Here is a 24,390-nt window from a genome sequence, read left to right as displayed (position 1 = left end):
GCTCACAGAACAGCCCCGCCGCGGGCCCCGCCCTGCACCTCGTGCCCGCCACCCGGGCCGCCTTCACCGCCTTGCTGAAGTGACCGTCTGCCCCGTCTGCCGCGCGGCGTGCGTTGGGGCCAGAACAGGACGTACGCCGCCGAGCCGATGCAGAACGCCAAGCGTATGAGGCCCCGGGTGGAGTCCGAGGGGATCAGCAGGGCGCTGCCGTAGAGGGAGATGAGGGCGATCCAGCTGACCCAGGGGACCAGGCGGCGTTGGCCGATGGAGTCCCATATGAGGGTGCCGAGGAGGACCGAGGCGTTGTAGTAGGTGTAGACGCTGGGGTCGAGGAGGATACGGGCGTCCACGGCCAGGAAGATCACCGCCGGCCAGCGGCCCCGTCGTACGGCCAGGGCGCCCAGGCCCATGCCCAGCGCCATCTGCGCGGGGCGGTCCCACCAGGGGGTCGCGGGGTCGTTCACACCGAACCAGCGCAGTGAGGACGCCCGTTGGTTGGGGATGGTGAAGCGGGCCGCGTGCAGGGTTTCCAGGTGGGTCAGGTAGAAGGGCAGCCAGGCCACCGCCACCAGGCCGACGGTCCAGGCCGCCGCGCGCAGACGAGTCGGGCGCGGCAGGGCCAGCAGCAGGGGGAGGAAGCCGACCGCCCAGGGTTTGGAGTCGACCGCGAGGGCCAGGAAGACACCCATCGACGTCGCGTTGCCCCGGACCAGTGAGCGGACCGCGAGGGTGGTGAAGAACAGGGCGAGGACGTCGTCGAGGTGGGCGAAGCGGACCGAGACCTCGACCCACATGGGGATGAAGGCGGCTCCGGCGACCAGGACGCGTTGCTGGAGGCGTTTGTGGTTGACGCCTGTGCCGAGGTAGTGGTCGGCCGCCGCACGGCCGACGAGCACCAGCATGTACAGGCCCAGGCCGGACATGAACGCGTCGGCCAGTTTCTCACCCAGGGCGGTGGGGAAGGGTGCGAAGAGTCCGGCGACGAGGAAGCTGACCGGGCCGATCTGCAGCTCGGGGTGGTTGGCGTAGAGGGCGAGGCCGCCGCCGCCGCTCTGGCCGAAGAGCAGTTGCTCGCCCTCGCGCAGATAGTGCCACGAGACGGCCGCGTGGCGTTCGGCCACGACGAACCAGACGGCCGTCCACAGGGTGAGCAGCACGATGTGCCACCGCACCGGGTAACGCCCGATCCGCACGTTCCTCCGTCCCTCCTGTCACGACGGTCGCCGTGTCCTCACCCATCACAACACCACACGGTAAGAGCGGCTCCAGCGGCCCCTGGTTCCTCCGGATGGCAGGGCAACGTCGTTGTCAGTGGCGGCCCTTACAGTCACGGGTATGGCGACTCTTCCCAATCCGCTGCCCAAGCTGGCCACCGACCCCAGCGGTCGTTCCCTGGGGCTGCAGCTGCCTCCCGGCAGGCTCATCGACACGACCGACGACGGGCCCTGGCACGAACCCCTGCTGTGGCAGGCGGAGAAGCCGGCCGCGCCGGGCACCTGGAAGGCACTGGGCGCACCGGGCGCTCGGGTCGGTCTGCTGCCGGTGCTCGTTGACGTCGGCGGGCGGCAGGGCGGGCCCACGGAGTGGGAGCTGATGCCCCGCTTGGCGTCCTACCCGGGTGATCACGACGTCGAGGACGTCCTCGCCGACTACTGGGGGTACTGGACGGAAGAAGAGGAAGAGGAGGAAGAAGATGAAGGGGAGGAAGGGGACCAAGGGGCGGTAAAGGCCGAGGAAGGGGGCGCGGAAGAGGGCGACGACGAGCCGGCCGAGTTGGTCGCGCCGTTCGGGGCCGACTGGCCGGGACTCGCGCCCGCGCCCACCCCGACCGCCGATCCCGACACGCGCGCGGCCCAGGTGGCCGACTCGCTGACGGAAGCCGCCTCCACATGGTTCAAGGAGGCGCGGCTCGCCCTGGTGCCGGCCCGCCGGTCCGCCGACATACCGGCGGCGATCGGCTGGACCGGCCCGCTGAACCACGACAACGACGTGGCCCGGCTGTGCGCGGTCCTCCGCTCGTGGGAGGACCGCTTCGGCATACGGGTGGTGGGGCTCGGCTTCGACATCCTGGTGGTGTCCGTCGCGGCCCCGCCCGGCACGCTCGCGGACGCGGAGGTGCTGGCCGCCGAGCACTTCGCCTTCTGCCCGGACAACCTCACCCAGAGCGGGCCGGCCAGCCTGCGGGACTATGCCAAGCGCCTGGTCGGTAACCCCACCTGGTCCTTCTGGTGGGACTGATCCCCGGCCGCCGTCAGCCCCCGAGGCGTCCGAGCCCCCGCCTCAGCCTGCGCAGCCCCTCCGCGATCTCCTCCGGGGTCTGGGTGACGAAGCACAGGCGGAGGGTGCGGGGGTCGGGAGCGCCGGCGTAGAAGGGCGCGCCGGGGACGTAGGCCACGTTCTGCTCGACCGCGCGGGGCAGCAGGGCGAGGGTGTCGTACGACTCCGGCAGGCGCGCCCAGAGGAACATGCCGCCCTCGGGCCGGCTCCACACCGACCCGGCCGGGAGCGCGTCGGGCAGCCCGGCCAGCATGGCGTCCCGGCGTTCGCCGTACACGGCCCGCACCCGGGCCACATGGGCGTCCAGGACGTCCAGGTACCGTGCTGCGGCGAGCTGGTTGAGCGTCGGGGTGTGCAGGTCGGCCGCCTGCTTGGCCACCGCACAGGCCCGGCGCAGCTCGGCGGGTGCGCGCAGCCAGCCGAGGCGCAGGCCGGGGGCCATCACCTTGGAGAAGGAGCCGAGCAGCACGGTCCGGTCCTCGGCGCCGGGGAGGGAGGCGATCCAGGGGACGCGCTCACCGTCGTAGCGGAGTTCGCCGTAGGGGTCGTCCTCGACGATCCACAGGCCGCAGCGGGCGGTCACGGCGGCGATCTCCGCGCGGCGCGGCGCGGGCATCGTACGGCCGGTGGGGTTCTGGAAGGTGGGGACGAGGTAGAGCAGCTTGGGGTGCTCGCGGTGGATCGCCTGCTCCAGCGCGGCCGGGTCCACGCCGTCCGCGTCGCCCGGCACGGCCACCACGCGCGCTCCCGCGAGGCCGAAGACCTGAAGTGCCGCCAGGTAGCAGGGGTTTTCGACCAGGACCGTGTCGCCGGGTTCGAGCAGGGCCGTCGCGAGGAGGGACAGGGCCTGCTGGGAGCCCGTGGTGATCAGCAGGTCGTCGGGGACGGTGGCCAGGCCCCGCGCGGTGACACGCGCGGCCAGGCCCGCCCGGAGCGCCGGCTCGCCCTCCGTGGTGGAGTACTGCAGCGCCTGCGCCGGGGTGCGCGCCAGCACCTCCTCGAACGCCGCTGCGATGCCCTCCCGGTCGAAGAGCTCGGGCGCCGGGAGACCGCCCGCGAAGTTGATCACCTCGGGGCGAGCGGTGACCGCGAGGATGTCCCGCACGGGCGAACCCCCCACACTGCGGGCACGCGCGGCGAGCGGCGGGACGGGAGCGGGTGCGCAGGTCGGGTCCGGCTCGGCGACAGCAGGGGCGGGTCCGGCAACGGTCGTGGCGGCTCTCGGGGCGGGCTCGGCGGCGGTCATGGCTCGGCTCTCCTTCGGCTCTGGGAGCCGTCAGACTAGAGAGGTACATGCCATCTACAACGGTAATTCCGCGATCCGGACGGCCCGTTCGCGACGGGCGGTGCCGGACTCCGCTTCTCATGGCGCCCACCCTGTGGGCGCCACAGCGAGCCGCGTCCGCGAGGTCAGCGCAGCTTCTGTGCCGCCTCGGTCGCCCAGTAGGTGAGGATGTTGCGGGCCCCGGCGCGCTTGATGCCGGTCAGGGTCTCGAAGATGGCGCGGTCGCGGTCGATCCAGCCCTTCTCGGCGGCGGCCTCGATCATCGAGTACTCGCCGGAGATCTGGTAGGCGGCGACGGGCACGTCCACGGCGTCGGCGACCCGGGCGAGGATGTCGAGGTACGGCCCGGCCGGCTTGACCATGACCATGTCCGCGCCCTCTTCCAGATCGAGGGACAGCTCCCGCAGGGACTCGCGCCAGTTGGCGGGGTCCTGCTGGTAGGTCTTGCGGTCGCCCCGGAGCGAGGAGGCGACGGCCTCGCGGAAGGGGCCGTAGAAGGCGGACGAGTACTTGGCGGTGTAGGCGAGGATCGCCACGTCCTCGCGCCCGATCTGGTCGAGCGCGTCGCGGATGACGCCGATCTGCCCGTCCATCATCCCGCTCGGGCCGACGACATGGGCGCCGGCGTCGGCCTGGACCTGCGCCATCTCGGCGTACCGCTCCAGGGTCGCGTCGTTGTCGACGCGGCCCTCGGCGTCCAGGACCCCGCAGTGCCCGTGGTCGGTGGTCTCGTCCAGGCACAGGTCGGACATGACGAGCAGGTCGTCGCCGACCTCGGCGCGCACGTCCCGGATGGCGACCTGGAGGATCCCGTCCGGATCGGTGCCCGGAGTCCCGACGGCGTCCTTCTTGCTCTCCTCCGGCACGCCGAACAGCATGATCCCGGAGACCCCGGCCTGCACGGCCTCCAGCGCGGCCTTCTTCAGGCTGTCGCGGGTGTGCTGGACGACACCGGGCATCGCGGCGATCGGCACGGGCTCGCTCACGCCCTCGCGGACGAAGGCGGGGAGGATGAAGTCGGCGGGGTGCAGTCGCGTCTCGGCGACCATGCGCCGCATGACGGGCGAGGTCCGCAGCCGCCGGGGACGGGTACCGGGAAACGATCCGTACTTCGTCATCCCTCTACGCTACGCCCGCCCGTCCCCCACATTTGCCGACGTCCTGTCGGCTGACCCCGCCCGGCGCGGCCGGCCTGCCCCGGACGAAGATTTTGCGGTAGCTCGACCTTTCCTCGAACCGCTGCCCATCTGCGCGGTGTCCGGATTGCCCTCCCCCTTGTCCCCGGTGGTAACGCCGAGTTCACTCCGCACCCCCTCCCCAGCGTTCTACGCGCGTGGTGTCATGCCCGCGCCACCCCTCCTCGCCCGTGAGCCTAGGAGTCACGCATGCTGCGGAAGGTCCTCACCCGCGCGGCCATCGCCCTGACCGCCGGTACCGCCGTCGTCGCCACGGCCGTCCCCGCGAACGCCGCGAGCTACTCGGCGTTCGCCTTCTCCCAGACCGGCAGCCAGCCCACGATCTACGACTTCATCGACTCGGCCACCAGCACGCTCGACATGACCATGTACGAGCTGGAGGACACCACGGCCGTCAACGACCTCATAGCCCTGAAGAACAAGGGCGTCACGGTCCGCGTCATCCTCGACCGCCAGCACAAGACCGCCAACAACTCGGCGTACACGTCCCTGACCAATGCGGGCGTGGGCGTGGTCTGGTCGTCCTCGGCGTTCGTCTACACCCACCAGAAGACGATCACCGTGGACGGCGTCAAGTCCCTGGTGATGACCGGCAACCTGACGGCGCAGTACTACACGACCAGCCGCGACTACGGCGTCTTCACCGACGACACGCGCGACGTCGCCTCCATCGAGAAGGTCTTCAACGCCGACTACACGGCGACCTCGATCACCCCCACCGACGGCGACCACCTGCTGTGGTCCCCCACCGACTCCCGCAACCGCCTGGTGTCCTTCGTCAACTCCGCGACCAAGAGCCTGGACGTGGAGGAACTGGAGTTCAGCGACAGCACGGTGGTCAACGCGATCGTGGCCCGCGCCAAGGCGGGCGTGAAGGTCCGCGTGGTCCTGGAGAATCCTTCCAGCTACTCCAGCGAGGTCTCCGCCGTCAAGGCGGCCGGCGGCACGGTCGTCGGCTACTCCGACCCCAACGGCTTCTTCATCCACGCCAAGGCCATGGTCGCCGACTACGGCCTGACCACCCAGGAGGTCGAGGCCGGCTCCATGAACATCAGCAGCAACTCCCTGAGCAACAACCGGGAGCTGGGCATCATCCTGACCGGCACGGGCGTGGCCGAGCCGGTGGCCCAGACGATCGAGACGACGTTCAACAACGACTACGCGGGCGGTACGGGGGCGTAGCCCTGGCCGGCCGGGCGGGCACCGCCAGCGCCCGCCCGGCCTCACGTGACCTCTGATCAGGAGTGGCCCCAGGGACGCAGCGGGCAGGTGTCCCACGAGAAGCGGCGTAATCGCGCCTGCGCGACATGCTCGGCCGTGTTGCCGTAGTCGATGTTGAGATGGCGGCCGAGAACCACGGTGGCCACGCTGTCGGCCCCGGCCGCTTTCAGCGCGGCGGCCGCGGACTGCGCATGGTTGCCCGTGGCCCAGGTGTCGTCGATGAGCAGGACGTTCTCGCCCAGGAGTGCCGCTGACGCATAGCGCCTGGCAGAGGCCGCCCGGCCCAGGTCGGCCGCCTCCGGTGTCGGTGCGAGCAGGTCGCGATGGCGGTCCCGGGTGGCACCGGCCATTTCGGCGACCATCGCACGCAGAGGATGTTCCGTACGCCCGCTGGTGCTGGGCACCGTGGTCACGATGTCGAACGAGGGCACTGCGCAGTGAGTCCTGATGCACTCCTCGTGCATGGCCAGGAAACGCCACAGAACGGCAGCTAGCCCCATGCGGAAGTACTGCTGCTGAGGGCCCACCGCGTTCTTGTAGCGCCAGAGCTCATTGGCATACTGCTCGCCCTTGAGGGCCAGGCTGACAGGAACGACGGCGTCGGCCATTCCCGCTCCGAGAAGCTTGGCGGCCTCGTTGCACCGCAGACAGGTTCGATAACCGACCTTGGCGGGACCTCGGCAGACCCGACACACGCCCGGGCCGGGCAGCAGCGGATGGACCAGGAAGTTGGCGTAGCGGGCGGACAGTCCGACGACGGTTGCCACGCTGGTCCGCCGGTCAGATCCAGGTCAGCTCGCCCGTGGTGGGGACGAGGGAGCCGAGGCGGCAAAAGACGTCCTCCGGACCGTCGATGACAGTCGTGTTGGGCCTGGTGGCGTACTCCCTCGCCCATTCGTGAGTCATCAGAGAGCGCATGAGGAACACCCGGCGGCCGTGCTCCAACGCGAGTCGGGCCTGCATCCGGGCGCCGCTGCGGTAGGCGGCCTCGATCACGACGGTGGCCAGGCTGTAACCGCTCATCACCGCGTTGCGCATGGGGAAGGACGTCTTCGAGGGAGGAGCGTCTGGCCAGAACTGTGAGATCAACAGCCCCTTCCCGGCAATCTCCTGCTGGAGCCCTGCGTTCTGAGCCGGGTAGACATGGCGCAGACCGGTGCCGATCACGGCGACGGTTCGGCCACCGGCGGCCAGGGCACTGCCGTGCGCAGCGGTGTCGATGCCTGCCGCCAGACCGCTGACGACGGTGACACCGCGCTCGGCGAGACCACCCGCGATCGCACGGGCATGGGCGACGCCCTCCGGAGTGGGCGAGCGGGTACCGACGACAGCGACACGCAGGTCGTCGTCGGCCGTCGTTCCCCGGAGGAAGAGCAGAGGGGGACGCTGATGGACCAGCCTCAGGTAGAGCGGATAGTCAGGATCGAGGATCGTGACCAGCCGCATGCCCTCGCGCTCCCAGTCGGCGATCTCCGCCGCGACCTTCTCCAGATCAACTGAGGGCCCGGTGTCAAAGAGCGTTCCCTGCCCCGAGAGATCGAGTGAGCTTTCGAGAACATCCCGGGCGCTTCCGACCGTCTCCACCTGGTCGGTGACCTCGGACCAGGGGCGATCACCGCGCCGCAGCAGCGCGACGAGGGCGGCTCGCTCCAGCTCCTGATCCATGCCGCAAGTATAGGAACCGCTCCCCCTGACGCAGGCGGCTTGCGCCAGGTCCACGGGCCCGTACAGCAGGCTCATGCGACGCACAGGCCCTCGCCAGGCACCGTCCGGCCCGCGCGACACTCACGGCAGCGGCCGGGGTGTGGGGAGCGGAAGGCGCGGTCGCAGCCGTCGCAGTTCTGAAGAGGATCGGATCGACGGGCGGGTCCGGTGGCCACCCCGGTGGTCGGTGGGGGCGTGCGGCGGGCGGGGAGCGGTACCGGCAGCATCGCGCGGAGACGGTAGGCGAGCACACCGGCCGGGTGCGGCATGTCCTCAGGGAGACCGGCACACAGAGCGCTGTGAACGGCGATGTCCGTGGCCCCGACCTCGAACCAGGCGGCGACGGCGGGAGCGAGTCGGTCCACCTGCCGCTGGGAGAGGGTGAGGCGTTCGTCGGTGCGGCGCAGCCCCGCGAGGAGGGCAACGGCCCTGTCGTGATGCCGGTCGCGGGGGCCGCGCTCCTTCCGCCCGGCTTCGGGTTCGGGCGCGTCCCGGTGGGGCGCTTGGTCGTCCTCCTTGGGCGTTTCCGTTACCTCCGCGCCTGCCTCGGGCCGACGGTCACGGGTACCAGTCGTCGGAGCCGGACGCCCGGCCACGCGCAAGGGCGCGACGGCGGCGCCGCGATCCGGGACGGGGGCGTGGTGGACGTACGTCCGTGTGACCAGGCGGCCCGACTCCGTGTGCTCGCGGACCCGCGCCAGATAGCCGTGCGCCTCCAGCTCGCGCAGCGCGGACGCGATCCGGTCCCGTCCCTCGGGGAAGCGGTCGGCAAGGCTGCGGATGTCGACCGGGGTGCCCTCGGGCACCGACAGGATGTGGGTCGCGAGTCCGATGGCGGTCAGCGACAGTTCGCGGTGCTGGGCGAGGTGGTTGCCGACGACCACGTACTGGCCGGACTGGTACGTGCGTACGTGGGTGACACCGGAGTGGGTGGTGGATCGCCGAACACCCTGAATCGGGCGCAGGGCAGCGTTACGCTTCTTCTCAGCCATGGGGAAGGGCTCTCGTCTTCCTCGTTGGTCAGGCCCTCGCACTGGGATTGCCGTCCCGGCGGGGGCCGATGCATGTGTGGGCATGTGGAGTTGTGACAGAGGCAATTGCCTCGGGGCGAGACTGCACGCCCGAACCGCCGCCGCGCCAGCCAGACCGACCCGTTTCACCCGCGCGAGTGACCTACGCGGGGTTTGGTTTGGTTGGTTGGTTTTTTCCCCGGGTTCTTTGGTCTTTTACCGCCCGCAGCCCCGGCCGCGGCACCACCGCATCACGCGTTTCCCGGCTCCGGTGCGAGGTGCGCCGACGGTGCCGCCGTATCGATCTCCGCCCACACCGTCTTGCACGGCACCGGTCCCTGCCGCACGCCCCAGCGGTCCGCCAACTCCTCGACCAGTAGCAGGCCGTAGCCGCACTCGGCCGGTCCGGTGGCGGCGGTCTGTGGAACGGGCAGTGCGTCACCACGTGTGTCGGTGACCTCGATGCGCAGAACACCCTCGGCCGTCACCGCGAGAGCGAGACGGAAGCTCCGGCCGGTAACCCGGCCGTGCAGCGCGGCGTTCGCCGTCAGCTCGGCGACGATCAGCCGGGCGGGGTCCAACGGCAGCCCCCAGGAGCGCAGTTGCTCGGTTGCCAGCAGCCGGCCGAGGCGGGCGCCGCGCCGGGTCGCGGAGAGAGGGAGGCAGAACTGGCGCGCCGAGGTGTGGAGGGTGGAGATTTGCTCGTTCACGTCACTCAGCGTGTCCGCGCGTGCTTAGCCTGTGAAGAGGGGCAGCCCGTGCGGACGGGGGCTGTCCGTGCGGTGTCCGGTTCCGTCCGGGCCGTACGGGGTGACTGGTGACGGGAGGACGGCCTACGTGAGCGACTGGGACGCGGGGCTGGAGGACGACGAGGCCGGGGCCGTGATGCGGACGGTCTCACGGCAGCTGAAGTTGTGGCGGGAGGCGGCCGGCCTCACCCAGGCGGAGTTCGGGACGGCCATCGGGTACGGCGAGGAGCTGGTCTCCTCGGTGGAGCGGGGGCGGCGGATTCCCCGGCCGGAGTACCTGGACGCGGCGGACGAGGTGCTGGGCGCGGGCGGCAGGGTCGCCGCGATGAAGAAGGACCTGGCCGAGGTCCGGTATCCGAAGAAGGTGCGGGATCTGAAGAAACTGGAGGCGGAGGCGGTCGAGCTGTGTGCCTACAACAACTCCGTCGTCCATGGGCTGTTGCAGACCAGTGAGTACGCCCAGGCGGTCTTCAGCGCTCGTCGGCCCCCCTTCACCGCAGAGGAATTGGGCCAACGATTGGCAGCCCGAGTCGCACGTCAGGAGATCGTCAACGAGACCATGGCCCGGCCCGTCTTCAGCTTTGTCCAGTGCGAGTCGACGCTCCGTCGGCCCATCGGCGGCAGGATGGTCATGCGAGCACAGTTGGAACGCCTGCTGCATGTCGCCGAGTTCCGCAACGTCGACCTTCAGGTACTGCCGCTCGGGCGCGAGCAGAACTCAGGCCTTGCCGGGTCGTTCAGGTTGCTCAGGCTCAAGGACGGCACCACGGTCGGGCACGTGGAGGTGCAGCACATCAGCCGGATGATCGTCGACCCGAAAGAGGTGCAGCTCCTCGATATGCGTTATGGGATCATCCGGGCACAGGCTCTCGACCCACGGGAGTCGATGGCCCTCATCGAGAAAGTGCTTGGAGAGACATGAAGCTGGAGTGGATAAAGAGCAGCTACAGCACGGACGAGGGCCCCGACTGCATCGAGGTGGCCGCCCCCGACCGGGACCGCATCCTCGTCCGCGACTCCAAGAACCCCACCGGCCCCCGCCTCACCCTCGCCCCCACCGCGTGGGCGACCTTCCTGCCGTACGCCGCTGAGCACTGAGCGTGCGGGTGCCCTGGACAGGGCACCCGCCACACCTCAGGTCGTCGAGCGCCGCCTCCGCGCCCCCGGCCGCCGCTCGCTGGGCCGCGTCACCGGATCCCCGTTCTCCAGCGCGACAGCGCGCCGCTTCAGACCGAAGTCCGCCAGCGCCTCCGCCAGCTTGTGGACCGACGGCTCGGGCGCCATGACGTCCACCCGCAGGCCGTGTTCCTCGGCCGTCTTCGCCGTGGCCGGGCCGATGCACGCGATCACCGTCACGTTGTGTGGCTTGCCCGCGATGCCGACCAGGTTGCGGACCGTGGACGACGACGTGAAGAGGACCGCGTCGAAGCCGCCGCCCTTGATGGCCTCGCGGGTCTCGGCCGGCGGAGGCGAGGCGCGGACCGTCCGGTAGGCGGTCACGTCGTCCACCTCCCAGCCCAGCTCGATCAGACCGGCCACCAGGGTCTCCGTGGCGATGTCCGCCCGCGGAAGGAACACCCGGTCAATGGGATCGAAAACGGGGTCGTACGGCGGCCAGTCCTCCAGCAGACCCGCCGCCGACTGCTCGCCGCTCGGCACCAGGTCCGGCTTCACGCCGAAGGCGACCAGTGCCTTGGCCGTCTGCTCGCCCACCGCGGCCACCTTGATGCCCGCGAAGGCACGCGCGTCGAGGCCGTACTCCTCGAACTTCTCCCGTACCGCCTTCACCGCGTTGACCGACGTGAAGGCGATCCACTCGTAGCGGCCCGTGACCAGGCCCTTGACCGCCCGCTCCATCTGCTGGGGCGTGCGCGGCGGCTCCACCGCGATCGTCGGGACCTCGTGCGGCACCGCGCCGTAGGACCGCAGCTGGTCGGAGAGCGACGCCGCCTGCTCCTTCGTCCGCGGCACGAGCACCTTCCAGCCGAACAGCGGCTTGGACTCGAACCACGAAAGCTGGTCGCGCCGGGCGGCGGAGGAACGCTCGCCGACCACGGCTATCACCGGCCGGCCGCCGTCCGGGGACGGCAGCACCTTCGCCTGCTTCAGGGTCTGCGCGATCGTGCCGAGGGTCGCCGTCCAGGTGCGCTGGCGGGTCGTCGTACCGTCGATCGTGACCGACAGGGGGGTGTCGGGCTTGCGGCCCGCCGAGACCAGCTCGCCCGCCGCTGCCGCGACCGCGTCCAGGGTCGTCGAGACGACCACCGTGCCGTCGGAGGCGCCCACCTCGGTCCAGCAGCGGTCGGAGGCCGTACGGGCGTCCACGAAGCGGACGTCCGCGCCCTCGGCGTCCCGCAGCGGCACACCGGCGTACGCGGGCACGCCGACCGCCGCCGCGACACCCGGGACCACCTCGAAGGGCACCCCGGCGGAGGCGCAGGCGAGTATTTCCTCGGCCGCGTACGTATCAAGTCCCGGGTCCCCGGACACCGCACGGACGACCCGCCTGCCGCCCCGCGCAGCCTCCATGACAAGATGAGCGGCATCCCGGGCAGCAGCCGGGGCAGCGGCGGCTGTTGACGTGCCGTCAACGACCGTCAGCTGGGGCGTGCCCGTGCCCGGCGGCGAGACCGAAGAAGGGTCTGCGTCCGTCTGCACGACGGAGACGCCCTGTCGGGCGTGCGTCCGGATCACGTCGAGCACCTCGTGCTCGGCGATCAGGACGTCCGCGTTCGACAGCGCCTCCACGGCGCGCAGAGTCAGCAGTCCCGGATCTCCGGGTCCGGCACCGAGGAAGGTGACGTGCCCGTGTTCAGGACCGGCGGCAGGAAGGGCGGTGGGGCTCAATGTGCTCGCTCCCCCATCAGACCGGCCGCGCCCTGGGCGAGCATCTCGGTGGCGAGTTCGCGACCGAGTGCCAACGCCTGGTCGTGCGTCTGGGGCACGGGACCGGTGGTGGACAGCTGCACCATGCGGGTGCCGTCGGTCGTGCCGACGACGCCGCGCAGGCGCATTTCCTTGACAAACTGCCCGTCGGCCAGCAAGTCGGCCAGCGCGCCCACAGGGGCGCTGCAACCGGCTTCCAGGGCGGCGAGCAGTGACCGTTCGGCGGTCACGGCGGCCCGTGTGAACGGGTCGTCGAGTTCGCCGAGCGCCGCGACGAGGTCCGCGTTGTCCGCGGCACACTCGATCGCCAGGGCCCCCTGGCCGGGGGCGGGCAGAACCGTGTCGACCGACAGGAAGTCGGTCACCTCGTCGATCCGGCCTATCCGGTTCAGTCCGGCGGCGGCCAGGACGACGGCGTCGAGTTCGCCGTCGTGGACGTACCGGATCCGGGTGTCCACGTTGCCGCGTATCGGGACCGTCTGTATGTCCAGGCCGTGGGCGCGGGCGTACGCGTTCAGCTGTGCCATGCGGCGCGGCGCGCCGGTGCCGATGCGCGCCCCGCGCGGCAGGTCCGTGAACTTCAGCGCGTCCCGGGCGACGATCACGTCCCGCGGGTCCTCGCGCACCGGTACGGCGGCCAGGACCAGGTCCTCGGGCTGCGCGGTCGGCAGGTCCTTGAGCGAATGAACCGCGAAGTCGACCTCGCCCTTCAGCAGCGCGTCGCGCAGCGCCGTGACGAACACGCCGGTGCCGCCGATCTGCGCGAGTGCCTCGCGGGAGACGTCGCCGTACGTGGTGATCTCGACCAGCTCGACGGGCCGCCCCGTCACCCGGCGGACGGCCTCCGCCACCTGCCCGGACTGGGCCATGGCGAGCTTGCTCCGCCTGGTCCCCAGCCTCAGTGCCTTTTCTGTCATGCCGGTCGGTCCTTCTTTTCTGTGCTGTCCCCGGCCCGGGAGACGGAGGCGACCGTCTCGGGGTCGAGGTCGAACAGGGTGCGCAGCGCGTCCGCGTACCCGGCGCCGCCGGGCTCGGCCGCGAGCTGCTTGACCCGTACGGTCGGCGCGTGCAGCAGCTTGTCGACGACCCGGTGCACGGCCTGCCGGATCTCTCCGCGCTGGCGTTCGTCCAGGTCGGGCAGGCGGCCGTCGAGCCGCGCGATCTCGCTGGCGACGACGTCGGCGGCCATGGTGCGCAGCGCGACCACGGTCGGCGTGATGTGCGCCGCCCGCTGGGCCGCCCCGAAGGCCGCGACCTCGTCGGAGACGATACGCCGTACCTGGTCCACATCGGCCGCCATCGGCGCGTCGGCGGAGGCTTCCGCCAGCGACTCGATGTCCACCAGCCGCACCCCGGCCAGCCGGTGCACGGCCGCGTCGATGTCCCGGGGCATGGCCAGGTCGAGCAGGAAGAAGAAGGGCGCCGGGCGCTCGGCCGGCGGCTCCGGCCGGCGCCGCTCGGGGATCCGGCCCACGCTCGCGGCGGTCGCGGCGAGCGCGGTGATCAGCTCGGTGTCCGCCTCGGGGCTACGGCGTCCCGTGCGGTCGATCGTTCCTCCTGCGACCCAGGCCGCGTGCTGCTCCAGGGTGGCCGCGTCCATGCCCGCCACGGCGGCCTCGCCCATGAGGGAGAAGCCGGACTGCACGGCGGCCAGGTCCAGCGGGCAGTTCTCGTCGGCGCCGACGGAGGTGGACGGCAGCGGGGCCGCCTTTGCGGCCGTGACAGCGGTGTCGGCGACGGCCGGCCGGCCGGTGCGGCCCTCGACCGCCTGCGCGACGGCCTGCGCCGTGAGCACCAGGCCGGTGGCCCCGGTGCAGGAGACGACGACGTCGGCACGTGTCAGCTCGTCCGGCACGGCGTCCATCCGTACCGCGCGGGCGGTCACCGCGTTGTCGTCGGCCTCGGTGAGGATCTGCGCGAGGCGCTCGGCGCGCTCGAGGGTGCGGTTGGCGACGACGACCTCGGCGACCCCGGCCCGCGCGAGCGTGGCGGCGGCCAGCGAGGACATCGAGCCGGCGCCGATGACCAGCGCCTTCCTGCCCCGGGCCCAGTCCTCGACGGCTCCGCCGACGGCCAGCTGCTCCAGGCCGAAGGTGACCAGGGACTGGCCGGCGCGGTCGATGCCGGTCTCGGAGTGGGCGCGCTTGCCGACCCTGAGGGCCTGCTGGAACAGGTCGTTCAGCAGCTTGCCGGCGGTGTGCAGCTCCTGCGCCGTGGCCAGGGAGTCCTTGATCTGGCCGAGGATCTGCCCCTCGCCGACGACCATCGAGTCCAGGCCGCAGGCCACCGAGAACAGGTGGTGGACGGCCCGGTCCTCGTAGTGCACGTAGAGGTAGGGGGTGAGCTCCTCCAGGCCGACGCCGCTGTGCTGGGCGAGCAGCGTGGACAGCTCGGCCACACCGGCGTGGAACTTGTCCACGTCGGCGTACAGCTCGATGCGGTTGCAGGTGGCGAGCACCGCGGCCTCGGTGGCCGGCTCGGCGGCGACCGTGTCCTGCAGCAGCTTTATCTGGGCGTCCGCGCTCAGCGCGGCCCGCTCCAGCACGCTGACCGGCGCGCTGCGATGGCTCAGCCCGACGACGAGGAGACTCATGCCGGCATCACGGCGGGTACGTCCCCGTCGGGCCCCTGGTCGGCGGAATCGTCGGCGGCCGCGCCACGGGGTGCGGCAGCGGGCAGCGCGCTGTCGCCCACCGCGGTCTCCATGGGGGGCTCCTCACCGGCCTTGCGCTGCTCGTGGAAGGCGAGGATCTGGAGTTCGATCGAGAGGTCGACCTTGCGCACGTCGACGCCGTCCGGGACGGACAGCACGGTCGGCGCGAAGTTCAGGATGGAGGTGACCCCGGCGGCCACGAGCCGGTCGCAGACCTGCTGGGCGGCACCGGCGGGGGTGGCGATGACGCCGATGGACACCCCGTTGTCCTTGATGATCTTCTCGAGGTCGTCGGTGTGCTGCACCGGGATGCCGGCGACGGGCTTCCCGGCCATCGCGGGGTCGGCGTCGATCAGCGCGGCCACCCGGAAGCCACGGGAGGCGAACCCGCCGTAATTGGCGAGGGCGGCGCCGAGGTTACCGATACCGACGATGACAACCGGCCAGTCCTGGGTCAGGCCGAGTTCACGGGAGATCTGGTAGACGAGATACTCCACGTCGTAGCCGACACCGCGCGTTCCGTAGGAGCCCAGGTACGAGAAGTCCTTGCGCAGCTTGGCGGAGTTGACCCCCGCCGCGGCCGCCAGCTCCTCGGAGGAGACCGTGGGTACCGAGCGCTCCGACAGTGCGGTCAGGGCTCGGAGGTACAGCGGAAGCCTGGCGACGGTGGCCTCGGGAATCCCTCGGCTGCGGGTCGCCGGTCGGTGTGTTCGGCCAGTTGCCACGGTGCTCCTGCGGGTAGAGCGGGGCTGCGGGCGGTCATACGTCCGCAGACCGCCCCGTCGACAGCAGGCTATGTCTTTGTGAACGCGTGCACAAAGATGGTGTCCGATTTGCCCGGCAGAAGTGACCGGGGTCACGCGCCTTTCGCGCCCTCGGCGGGAACCGGCGCACACGCACCGACGTTCCTTCGTTACTGGGGGCAAAACCGCACACTCTCCTCACGAATCCCGCCCCCGAGATCAGTCCGCCGTCGATCCTAAGCGACTTTCCGACCTGTTTGGACTAGTCGGTCAGTGCCCGGCGCAGCCGCTCCTCGTTCACGCGCCAGAAGGTGTGCTGTTCACCGTCGATCAGTACGACCGGGATCTGCTCCCAGTACTGATCGTGCAAGGCCCTGTCCTCGGTGATGTCCTTGTGCTCCCAGGACACGCCCAGTTCCCCGCAGACCTTCTCGACCACGACCTGTGCGTCGTCGCACAGGTGACAGCCGGGCTTGCGGATCAGCGTGACCAGCCGGTCACGGGGGGCGGCGGGGTCGGCCGGATCGGCCTTGCGACGGAAAAGTGGACTCATACGGCCATTCTCGCGCGTGCCGTGCACGCTTCGGATCAGGGCTTTAACGGCCCGGTCGCGGAGAGTTCACACGCATCCAACCTCTCCTCCGACGGAAGCACCGAACAAACTGGCTATGCTCACGACATGGCCGCTCTCGGATGGCTCACTCCCCGTAGGCGCTCCGCCACGGCGCGCAGCGTGTTGGCAGGCGAGGCCTCGGCGGAGGCTGCCCGCAAGTCCTCGCAGGAGGCGCAGGAAACTCCGCAGGTCACCCGCAAGGAACCGGAGTTCCCCGTCATCGGCGACGACAAGGCGGCTGCCTTCTTCGACCTCGACAACACCGTCATGCAGGGCGCCGCGCTGTTCCACTTCGGCCGGGGCCTGTACAAGCGGAAGTTCTTCGAGACGCGCGACCTCGCCAAGTTCGCCTGGCAGCAGGCCTGGTTCCGGCTGGCCGGCGTCGAGGACCCCGAGCACATGCAGGACGCGCGCGACTCGGCGCTGTCGATCGTCAAGGGCCACCGGGTCGCCGAGCTCGAGTCGATCGGCGAGGAGATCTACGACGAGTACATGGCCGACCGCATCTGGCCCGGCACCCGCGCCCTGGCCCAGGCCCACCTGGACGCCGGGCAGAAGGTGTGGCTGGTCACGGCGGCCCCGGTGGAGATCGCCCAGGTGATCGCCCGCCGCCTGGGCCTCACCGGCGCGCTCGGCACCGTGGCGGAGTCGGTGGACGGCATCTACACCGGCAAGCTGGTCGGCGAGCCGCTGCACGGCCCGGCGAAGGCGGAAGCGGTACGCGCGCTGGCCGCGGCGGAGGGCCTGGACCTCTCGCGCTGCGCCGCCTACAGCGACAGCCACAACGACATCCCGATGCTGTCCCTCGTCGGCCACCCCTACGCCATCAACCCCGACGCCAAGCTGCGCAGGCACGCCCGCGAGAAGGACTGGCGCCTGCGGGACTACCGCACGGGCCGGAAGGCGGCGAAGGTCGGCATTCCGGCGGCGGCCGGCGTCGGAGCGGTGGCCGGCGGCACCGCGGCGGCGATCGCCCTGAGCCGACGCCGGCGGTAGCCCGGCGCTGGTCGCGCCCGCGCGCCGGAGCCGTGTGCCGACACGGCCCCGCGCCCCTTCGGGGTGCTGTCGCGCGCGTCTGGATTATGCCGCGGCCATTTCAACACGCCCTGTACCTCACCGAAACCGGCCAGATTTCGGTCAACAAGTGATCAGGCTACGGCACTTGATAGGACGTCAACCGGTAACAGAAGCGACGCAATCGATGATTTGAGCAACTCGGTGTAGCAGTGCCTGCACGAAGCGTTATTCTCCTCAGACGCAAACCGGTACCTCTCCGTCGCTACGACGGGTGAATGGTTCCGCACTGCACGTGATGGAAGCTCTGCCTCTGGGAGTCCCGTGTACCCACACGTCGGGGTTGACGCCTCGGGCCTGGCTACGCTGCGCGCAATGGTCGCGACGGTCAAAGAGACGCTGCGCGGCCTCGTCCCCACCGCGTACGCCGTCCCCGCCCTCGCCGGCGCCGCGCCCGTCGGCCCGTGCTACGCACTGGCCGACGGCAGCGCCGCGGTCGGCAGACGGGGGCGCTCCGCCGGGGGCGCCGCCACCGCCCGCCGCCCGGCCGCGGACAGCGACAGCGCCCGGATGATGGACCTGGTCGAGCGCGCCCAGGCGGGCGAGGCCGAGGCCTTCGGCCGGCTGTACGACCAGTACAGCGACACGGTGTACCGGTACATCTACTACCGCGTCGGCGGCCGCGCGACCGCCGAGGACCTCACGAGCGAGACCTTTCTGCGGGCTTTGCGCAGGATCGGCACCTTCACCTGGCAGGGCCGCGACTTCGGAGCCTGGCTGGTCACGATCGCCCGCAACCTCGTCGCCGACCACTTCAAGTCCAGCCGCTTCCGCCTGGAGGTCACCACCGGCGAGATGCTCGACGCCAACGAGGTCGAGCGCTCCCCGGAGGACTCCGTCCTGGAGTCCCTGTCGAACGCCGCGCTGCTGGACGCCGTACGGCGGCTCAACCCGCAGCAGCAGGAGTGCGTGACACTCCGCTTCCTCCAGGGCCTCTCGGTCGCCGAGACGGCCCGCGTCATGGGCAAGAACGAGGGCGCCATCAAGACCCTCCAGTACCGCGCCGTCCGCACGCTCGCCCGTCTCCTGCCGGACGACGCGCGCTGAGACCGGCGACTCTCGGCAACGCCCAACTCACGTTCCGTGAACGTCCGTTGCCTTTCCGATCCGGGCATCCGCCGTCCGTAACCCAAGTGCCGCGCCAGTCGTTGTGCGGGATACAGGCTCCCTGTGGTCACGTCCTGGCCGACCCTGATCGCTCGATCGTGTGAAGTGGTCGCGGGCGTGCAACCCTCAGGACCCCCTGGGGAGTCGACCGTCATGACGAGAGGAGGTGCCGCCAGTGATCGCGAACGTATCGGCGCACCGGCGGGCGAACGCCTTCGCCCAGGCCCTGGAAGAACAGTCCGACCGGGACGCGGCGGCCGAGCAGTCCGTAGGCACGGCGGGATCCCCGCCGACCGCCGAGGAACAGACCGAGCGGGGCGAGCTGCTGGCCCTGGCAGCGGGCCTCGGCGCGCTGCCCAAGCCGCAGCTCGACCCCGAGGTCAAGGTCGTGCAGCGCGCCCAGTTGGTGGCCGCGATGGAGGCCATGCTCCAGGAGGGCACGGGGGCGGCGGACGCGTCGGTACCGGAACAGCGCGCGTCCCGCTCCCGGGGCGCGCACCGGGCGAGCCCGCTGGGCAAGCTCCCCCGCGTTCCCGGCTGACCAAGGGGCTCGCGGCGGGCGGGCTCAGCGTGGGCGTGGCCGCGGGAGCCTTCGGCGGGGTCGCCGCCGCCAGCTCGAACGCCCTGCCCGGTGACTCGCTCTACGGCCTCAAACGCGGCATCGAGGACTTCAAGCTCAACTACCTGACCACCGGCGACGACCAGCGCGGCCAGACCTACCTCGACCAGGCCTCCACCCGGCTCAGCGAGGCCCGCCGGCTGATGGAGCGCGGCCGCGGCGGTCACCTCGACCACGAGTCCATCAGCGAGATCCGCCGCACGCTCTCCGGCATGCGGCAGGACGTCACCGAGGGCCACCGCCTGCTCCACGAGGCCTACGAGGCCAACCCCGAGCACCTGGGCCCCATCCAGGCCCTGTCCACCTTCTCCCGCTCCCACCGAGAGGCGTGGACCGCGCTCAGCGACAGGCTGCCCGTACAGCTCGGGGACGTCAAAGAGCAGGTGTCGTCGGTGTTCGACGCCATAGACCAAGAGGTCGCCCCGCTGCAGTCCCTGCTCCCGCAGTCCCCCGCCCAGGGCGGTGGCGGCAAGCGGCAGGGCTCCGGCTCGGCATCCACCGGTTCCTCCGGCGGCCACCGGTCGACCGCACCCAGCTCCTCCGGCAGCACCCCGTCCTCCGGCAGGCACGCCCGCTCCGGCGACCCGAGCGGCCCGGCCACCGGCAGCAGCGGCGAGGGCCTGCTCGGCGGCTCCACGGGCGGCCTGCTGGAGCCACCGAAGACCGGCACCGGCAGCAGCACCCCGTCCACCAGCAAGCCCCCGACAACGACCCCCGCCGTCACCCTCCCCCCGCTGCTCCCCGGCCTCCTCCCGGGCCTGGGCATCGAAGGCGAGGACACGCACTAGCGGCGGTACGGCCACGGCAGTGGCCCACGACAGTGGGGGCGCCCTTCCCGAGCGGGGCGCCCCCACTCGGCTTTCCCGGATTCCCCAGAAGAACGGATCAGCAGAACACCGAACGGATCAGCAGTACCGAACGGATCAGCAGAACACCGATCAGAAGAACACCGAGCGGCGCTGCACCAGCAGCTTGTACAGCGTGTGCTGGATCTGCTCCCGCACCTGGTCGGTCAGGTTGAACATCAGCATCGGATCCTCGGCCGCCTCCGCCGGATACCCGTCCGTCGGGATCGGCTCCCCGAACTGGATCGTCCACTTCGTCGGCAATGGAATCGCACCGAGCGGCCCCAGCCACGGAAACGTCGGCGTCATCGGGAAGTACGGAAAGCCCAGCACCCGCGCCAGCGTCTTCGCGTTGCCGATCATCGGGTAGATCTCCTCCGCCCCCACGATCGAGCACGGAATGATCGGCGCCCCCTGCCGCAGCGCGGTCGACACGAAGCCGCCCCGCCCGAACCGCTGCAGCTTGTACCGCTCGCTGAAAGGTTTCCCGATGCCCTTGAAGCCCTCCGGCATCACCCCGACCAGCTCACCCTGGGCCAGCAGCCGCTCGGCGTCCTCCGCGCAGGCCAGGGTGTGCCCCAGCTTGCGGGCCAGCTCGTTGACCACCGGCAGCACGAAGACCAAGTCGGCCGCCAGCAGCCGCAGATGACGGTCGGCCGGGTGGTGGTCGTGCACGGCGACCTGCATCATCAGCCCGTCCAGCGGCAGCGTCCCGGAGTGGTTGGCGACGATCAGCGCACCGCCCTTCGCCGGGATGTTCTCGATGCCCTTCACCTCGACCCGGAAGTACTTCTCGTACACCGGCCGCAGCAGCGACATCAAGACCTGGTCGGTCAGCTCCTCGTCGTAACCGAAGTCGTCGACGTCGTAGTCACCGGTCAGCCGGCGCCGCAGAAAGGCCAGCCCGGCCGCCACACGCCGCTCCAGGCCGGCGCCCGGCCCGTCGGTACCCGACGACCGCTCCGGAGGCTGCTCCGGCTTCTCCTCACGGCTCACAGGCCCATCTTCCCGTGCCCGGCCCCGGCCCGGCAGCGGCTGGACCTCACCCATCTCCCCGGTCCCGGACTCGGCGAGGGCGCCGCGCCGGCTGCCCGTGCCGCGGCGCCGCGCCGGGCGCTGTGCGGCGCTCCCGCGGGACCGGTCGTCGTCGAACGGAATGACCTTGGCGTCCGCCATCGTTGCCGCTCTCCTCAGTTGGCGCTGTCGGCGCTGTGCGTCGTGGGCCGGCCGCCGCCCCTCGCGGCGAGCGCGGCGATCCGGTCGACGGCCCCCGCGAGGGCCTCCGGCGGCACCAGTCCGGGGCCCTGGCCGCGCGCGAAATCCGCGAACGTCTCCGCCGTCGTGTACCTGGGCGTGAAGCCCAGCGTCTCGCGCATCTGGACCGTGTCCACCACCCGCCCGTGCGTGAGCAGCCGGATCTGCTCCGGCGAGAAGTCCGTCATACCGAGCGTACGCACCAGCGAACCCGCCCAGGTGACCGCGGGCAGCAGCAGGGGCACGGTCGGCCGCCCGAGCCGCCGGGAGCACTGCGAGAGCAGCAGCACACCGTCCCCGGCGATGTTGAACGTGCCGCTGTTGAGGGTGCCCCGGCGCGGCTCGTGCGAGGCGATCCGCAGCACCTCGACGACGTCGTCCTCGTGCACGAACTGCAGCCGCGGGTCGTAGCCGAACACGGTGGGCAGGACCGGCAGCGCGAAGTAGGAGGCGAGCGGGGTGTCGGCGGCCGGTCCCAGGATGTTGGCGAACCGCAGCACGCACACGGCGACGTCCGGCCGCCGCCGGGCGAACCCGCGCACATACCCCTCGACCTCGACGGCGTCCTTCGCGAAGCCGCCGCTCGGCAGGGACTTCGGCGGGGTCGTCTCGGTGAACACGGCCGGATCGCGCGGCGCGGAGCCGTACACGTTCGTGCTGGACTTCACCACCAGCCGCTTCACGGTCGGCGACTTCTGGCAGGCGCCGAGCAGCTGCATGGTGCCGATGACGTTGGTCTCCTTGACCGTGGCCCGGTTGCCGCTGCCCAGCGCCGTGCCGGTCACGTCCATGTGGACGACCGTGTCGGCGCCGGTCTCGGCGAGCACCCGTGCGATCGTCGCCTGCCGGATGTCGGCCTGGATGAAGTCCGCGCCGCCCAGATGGTGCGCCGGCGGCACCGCGTCCACGGCGATCACCCGGTCGACCTCCGGGTCCCGCTGGATGCGCCGTACGAACCGGCCGCCCAGTTGCCGGGCCACTCCGGTGACGAGCACGACCTTCCCCAAGATCAGCGCCTTCCCTCGTACGAGATGCGTACGGCCAACCTAGCGGGTCGATGTTGCGCTGTGATGACTGCCCGATGCACGAAGTGACGGAAATTCACTCATCGGAATATGCCAGGTCGCCGGAAACGCCTGCGGCCCCCCATCAGTACAGATGGGAGGCCACAGATGTGCGCTGACACGCTCTCGCGGCGCCGCTTACTTCTTGTTGCGACGCTGAACGCGCGTGCGCTTGAGCAGCTTGCGGTGCTTCTTCTTGGCCATCCGCTTGCGCCGCTTCTTGATAACAGAGCCCACGACTACCCTCGCTCACTTCTCATCACTCGGTTGTTTGGGCGCCATGGGCCCACACGACCTACGAGGGGCTAGCCTACCCAACCGAGCGCCAAGGTCGTAATCGAGGGGGGAACCCCGGGTCACCCCGGGGTCACCCTGGAGTTGCCGTCAGGCCGTCTCCACCCCCACATAGCTGTCACGGAGGTACTCGTGTACCGCTTGCTCCGGGACACGGAACGACCGCCCGACCCGGATCGCGGGCAGATGACCGCTGTGCACCAGGCGGTACACGGTCATCTTCGACACTCGCATCACCGAGGCGACCTCCGCCACGGTAAGGAACACGACCTCGTTCAGAGGCCTCTCGTCAGCTGCAGCCATGACACACCTGAACCTTCCGCACTCGACGGCCACCGGCTTCCCCTTCCGGTGACTCTTCGTCGTTGCGTGCTCACTCCCCAATGTAGGGGCGGGTGATGCAAGTGGGGAAGAGGTGCACCCATCGCAGGCCTACTGTGACAGACACGCTCGTTTGAGTACGTAGCGGGTGAGCGGCCGGTAGTACTCAGACCGCACGGCGTCATCAACCGGAACGACGACGGACACGCGCCCCTCCGCCTCCCCCACGAACAGCGCCGGATCGTCGGTGTCGGCCAGACCGATGGCCTCGAACCCCAGCTGACCAGCACCGCAGACCCACCCGTGGTCCCCCACGACCAGCTCGGGCAACGGGCCGCCGCCCTCCGCCGCGGCCTCCAGCGCAACCCGAACCGGCAGCGGCGAATGACTGTGCACGCCGGGCTCACAACCGGGGCGCCCACCGTCGGTTTCCCGCACCAACCCGACTCCTCGTGCGTAGTCCACTGCACACGTACGTAGACCGAACCGGGTCAATATGTCGACACAGTGACCCTGCGCGGGAGTGAGCACGTCACACCCCGCCGCCGAGAGGGCGTCCGCCAAGCCGGCGTAGAACCCGAGCAGCCGCTGCGGATGCCCGGTCCCGAACAACACGGGCGCACCGCGCCTGGCCACCTCCCGGATCCGCCCCGCAAAGCCGTCCAACGCCGCCAGCGTCCGGGCCGGATCGATCACGTCCGGCCCCGAGGTATGCCGAGGATCGGCCGAAACCCCGCACTTCTCGGCCATCAGCTCCAGCAACTCCGGTTGCCCCCAGGCCCCTTCGGGATCGATCCCGATCAGCACCCGAGGATCCCGGGCCGCGAACAGCCGATAGCTCCGCAGACTGTCCTCCCGAGAGGTCCCCACCACCCCGGCAAGCCGAACAGCCAGCAGATGCGCACGCAGAGCTCCGCTGGTCGACATGGGTGCGATGGTGACGCACAGAGGCGGAAGAGGGAGCACAAACCGGGGGAAGTGCGCACGGTTGGCGTAACGGAGGGGCCACTCGCCGGGACCCACCCGACCGCCGCCTAGGCCCCCGAGCCGGACAGCACCTGCCCACCGACCCGAGCAGCGCCTGCCCGCCGACCCGGGCACGAGCGAGCGCTGCCACGGCGCCGAGCCGGGCAGCGCCTGCTCATCCGCCCCGGGCACACCCCGAGCGCTAACCACACCACCGAGCCGACAGCGCCCGCCCATCAACCCAGGGCCGCCCGAGCGTCACCCACCCCACCGAGCCGGACAGCGCCTGTCCATCCACCCCGAGCGCTAACCACGGCACCGAGCCGTGCAGCCTCTGCCCACCCACCCGGGCACGAGCAAGCGCTGCCCACCCACCCGGGCACGAGCAAGCGCTGCCCACCCCACCGAGCCGAGCAGCACCGACCGCGACCACCCCACCCGCCCCAGCACGGCCGGTGCCTTCCCATCCACCCGAGCCCCGGCGGGGTGCGCTCTCAGCCGACCGAGAC

At 70.8% G+C, this 24,390-nt stretch carries 23 protein-coding genes and 1 pseudogene; 7 read left to right on the top strand and 17 right to left on the bottom strand.

The features are described 5' to 3' along the window. Positions 1–2 precede the first annotated feature (2 nt). Positions 3–1,193, bottom strand: a complete 1,191-nt coding sequence (locus tag ABT288_RS31355; RefSeq protein ID WP_351614831.1) for a hypothetical protein — start codon at positions 1,191–1,193, stop codon at positions 3–5. Positions 1,194–1,335: 142 nt separating this feature from the next. Between ABT288_RS31355 and ABT288_RS31350 the strand changes: the two genes are divergently transcribed. Continuing rightward, on the top strand, positions 1,336–2,238 hold the full coding sequence (locus ABT288_RS31350) for a DUF4253 domain-containing protein (protein ID WP_351614828.1): 903 nt from the start codon (positions 1,336–1,338) through the stop codon (positions 2,236–2,238). Between the two features lie 13 nt (positions 2,239–2,251). On the opposite strand, the gene ABT288_RS31345 is transcribed toward ABT288_RS31350, so the two are convergent. Continuing rightward, complete coding sequence (locus ABT288_RS31345) at positions 2,252–3,523, bottom strand: aminotransferase-like domain-containing protein (RefSeq protein ID WP_351614825.1); 1,272 nt, start codon at positions 3,521–3,523, stop codon at positions 2,252–2,254. A gap of 164 nt (positions 3,524–3,687) precedes the next feature. Further along, the gene (gene hemB / locus ABT288_RS31340; RefSeq protein WP_351614823.1) at positions 3,688–4,680 is read right to left on the bottom strand and encodes a porphobilinogen synthase; all 993 of its coding nucleotides are present in this window, start codon (positions 4,678–4,680) and stop codon (positions 3,688–3,690) included. A gap of 267 nt (positions 4,681–4,947) precedes the next feature. Here hemB and ABT288_RS31335 point away from each other — a divergent pair, with 267 nt between their 5' ends. Then, the gene (locus ABT288_RS31335) at positions 4,948–5,940 is read left to right on the top strand and encodes a phospholipase D-like domain-containing protein (protein WP_351614820.1); all 993 of its coding nucleotides are present in this window, start codon (positions 4,948–4,950) and stop codon (positions 5,938–5,940) included. 56 nt (positions 5,941–5,996) lie between these two features. On the opposite strand, the gene ABT288_RS31330 is transcribed toward ABT288_RS31335, so the two are convergent. The 4 genes from ABT288_RS31330 to ABT288_RS31315 form a co-directional block, all read right to left on the bottom strand. Next, positions 5,997–6,587 (bottom strand): hypothetical protein, encoded by a 591-nt coding sequence (locus ABT288_RS31330; protein WP_351614817.1) that lies wholly within the window; start codon positions 6,585–6,587, stop codon positions 5,997–5,999. Positions 6,588–6,759: 172 nt separating this feature from the next. Next, positions 6,760–7,719, bottom strand: a complete 960-nt coding sequence (locus ABT288_RS31325; protein ID WP_351614814.1) for a DNA-processing protein DprA — start codon at positions 7,717–7,719, stop codon at positions 6,760–6,762. Further along, positions 7,716–8,675, bottom strand: a complete 960-nt coding sequence (locus tag ABT288_RS31320) for a helix-turn-helix domain-containing protein (RefSeq protein ID WP_351614812.1) — start codon at positions 8,673–8,675, stop codon at positions 7,716–7,718. The genes ABT288_RS31325 and ABT288_RS31320 overlap by 4 nt, the downstream gene beginning before the upstream one ends. A gap of 269 nt (positions 8,676–8,944) precedes the next feature. Next, the gene (locus ABT288_RS31315; protein ID WP_351614809.1) at positions 8,945–9,403 is read right to left on the bottom strand and encodes an ATP-binding protein; all 459 of its coding nucleotides are present in this window, start codon (positions 9,401–9,403) and stop codon (positions 8,945–8,947) included. A gap of 127 nt (positions 9,404–9,530) precedes the next feature. Between ABT288_RS31315 and ABT288_RS31310 the strand changes: the two genes are divergently transcribed. Next, positions 9,531–10,364 (top strand): helix-turn-helix domain-containing protein, encoded by an 834-nt coding sequence (locus ABT288_RS31310; protein WP_351614806.1) that lies wholly within the window; start codon positions 9,531–9,533, stop codon positions 10,362–10,364. After that, on the top strand, positions 10,361–10,540 hold the full coding sequence (locus ABT288_RS31305) for a DUF397 domain-containing protein (protein ID WP_351614803.1): 180 nt from the start codon (positions 10,361–10,363) through the stop codon (positions 10,538–10,540). The genes ABT288_RS31310 and ABT288_RS31305 overlap by 4 nt, the downstream gene beginning before the upstream one ends. Positions 10,541–10,576: 36 nt before the next feature. Here the strand turns inward: ABT288_RS31305 and ABT288_RS31300 are convergent, their stop codons facing one another. The 5 genes from ABT288_RS31300 to ABT288_RS31280 form a co-directional block, all read right to left on the bottom strand. Continuing rightward, positions 10,577–12,289: a bifunctional uroporphyrinogen-III C-methyltransferase/uroporphyrinogen-III synthase gene (locus ABT288_RS31300; protein ID WP_351614801.1), complete on the bottom strand. Its 1,713-nt coding sequence runs from the start codon at positions 12,287–12,289 to the stop codon at positions 10,577–10,579. Next, positions 12,286–13,245, bottom strand: a complete 960-nt coding sequence (hemC, locus tag ABT288_RS31295) for a hydroxymethylbilane synthase (protein WP_351614798.1) — start codon at positions 13,243–13,245, stop codon at positions 12,286–12,288. The genes ABT288_RS31300 and hemC overlap by 4 nt, the downstream gene beginning before the upstream one ends. After that, positions 13,242–14,921, bottom strand: a complete 1,680-nt coding sequence (locus ABT288_RS31290; protein ID WP_351614795.1) for a glutamyl-tRNA reductase — start codon at positions 14,919–14,921, stop codon at positions 13,242–13,244. The genes hemC and ABT288_RS31290 overlap by 4 nt, the downstream gene beginning before the upstream one ends. Continuing rightward, positions 14,918–15,706, bottom strand: coding sequence for a redox-sensing transcriptional repressor Rex (locus ABT288_RS31285; protein WP_351614793.1), 789 nt, complete (start codon positions 15,704–15,706; stop codon positions 14,918–14,920). The genes ABT288_RS31290 and ABT288_RS31285 overlap by 4 nt, the downstream gene beginning before the upstream one ends. A 280-nt stretch (positions 15,707–15,986) precedes the next feature. Then, positions 15,987–16,277, bottom strand: a complete 291-nt coding sequence (locus ABT288_RS31280; RefSeq protein WP_351614791.1) for a glutaredoxin family protein — start codon at positions 16,275–16,277, stop codon at positions 15,987–15,989. A gap of 126 nt (positions 16,278–16,403) precedes the next feature. Here ABT288_RS31280 and ABT288_RS31275 point away from each other — a divergent pair, with 126 nt between their 5' ends. From ABT288_RS31275 to ABT288_RS31265, 3 genes and pseudogenes are all read left to right on the top strand, one after another. Further along, positions 16,404–17,333 carry an HAD family hydrolase gene (locus ABT288_RS31275; RefSeq protein ID WP_351614789.1) on the top strand — a complete coding sequence of 310 codons (930 nt, stop codon included), beginning with the start codon at positions 16,404–16,406 and terminating at the stop codon, positions 17,331–17,333. 342 nt (positions 17,334–17,675) lie between these two features. Further along, a complete protein-coding gene (locus tag ABT288_RS31270) occupies positions 17,676–18,458 on the top strand; it encodes an ECF subfamily RNA polymerase sigma factor, BldN family (protein WP_351614787.1) in 783 nt (260 codons plus the stop codon). Positions 18,459–18,693: 235 nt separating this feature from the next. After that, positions 18,694–19,925: pseudogene (locus ABT288_RS31265) on the top strand (DUF5667 domain-containing protein). Positions 19,926–20,075: 150 nt separating this feature from the next. Here the strand turns inward: ABT288_RS31265 and ABT288_RS31260 are convergent. From ABT288_RS31260 to ABT288_RS31240, 5 genes are all read right to left on the bottom strand, one after another. After that, complete coding sequence (locus ABT288_RS31260) at positions 20,076–21,158, bottom strand: lysophospholipid acyltransferase family protein (protein WP_351614784.1); 1,083 nt, start codon at positions 21,156–21,158, stop codon at positions 20,076–20,078. Positions 21,159–21,172: 14 nt separating this feature from the next. Next, positions 21,173–22,243 (bottom strand): NAD-dependent epimerase/dehydratase family protein, encoded by a 1,071-nt coding sequence (locus ABT288_RS31255; RefSeq protein WP_351614782.1) that lies wholly within the window; start codon positions 22,241–22,243, stop codon positions 21,173–21,175. 195 nt (positions 22,244–22,438) lie between these two features. Continuing rightward, a complete protein-coding gene (locus tag ABT288_RS31250) occupies positions 22,439–22,537 on the bottom strand; it encodes a 30S ribosomal protein bS22 (protein WP_003948845.1) in 99 nt (32 codons plus the stop codon). A 147-nt stretch (positions 22,538–22,684) separates the two neighbouring features. After that, the gene (locus ABT288_RS31245; protein WP_159045602.1) at positions 22,685–22,897 is read right to left on the bottom strand and encodes a helix-turn-helix domain-containing protein; all 213 of its coding nucleotides are present in this window, start codon (positions 22,895–22,897) and stop codon (positions 22,685–22,687) included. A 129-nt stretch (positions 22,898–23,026) separates the two neighbouring features. Continuing rightward, entirely contained in the window at positions 23,027–23,842 is an 816-nt protein-coding gene (locus ABT288_RS31240) for a phosphatase (RefSeq protein ID WP_351614780.1), read from the bottom strand. Positions 23,843–24,390: the final 548 nt, after the last annotated feature.

The sequence above is a fragment of the Streptomyces sp. NPDC001093 genome (assembly GCF_040298985.1).
GTDB lineage: Bacteria > Actinomycetota > Actinomycetes > Streptomycetales > Streptomycetaceae > Streptomyces.
This window is presented reverse-complemented; position numbering and strand designations above follow the sequence as displayed.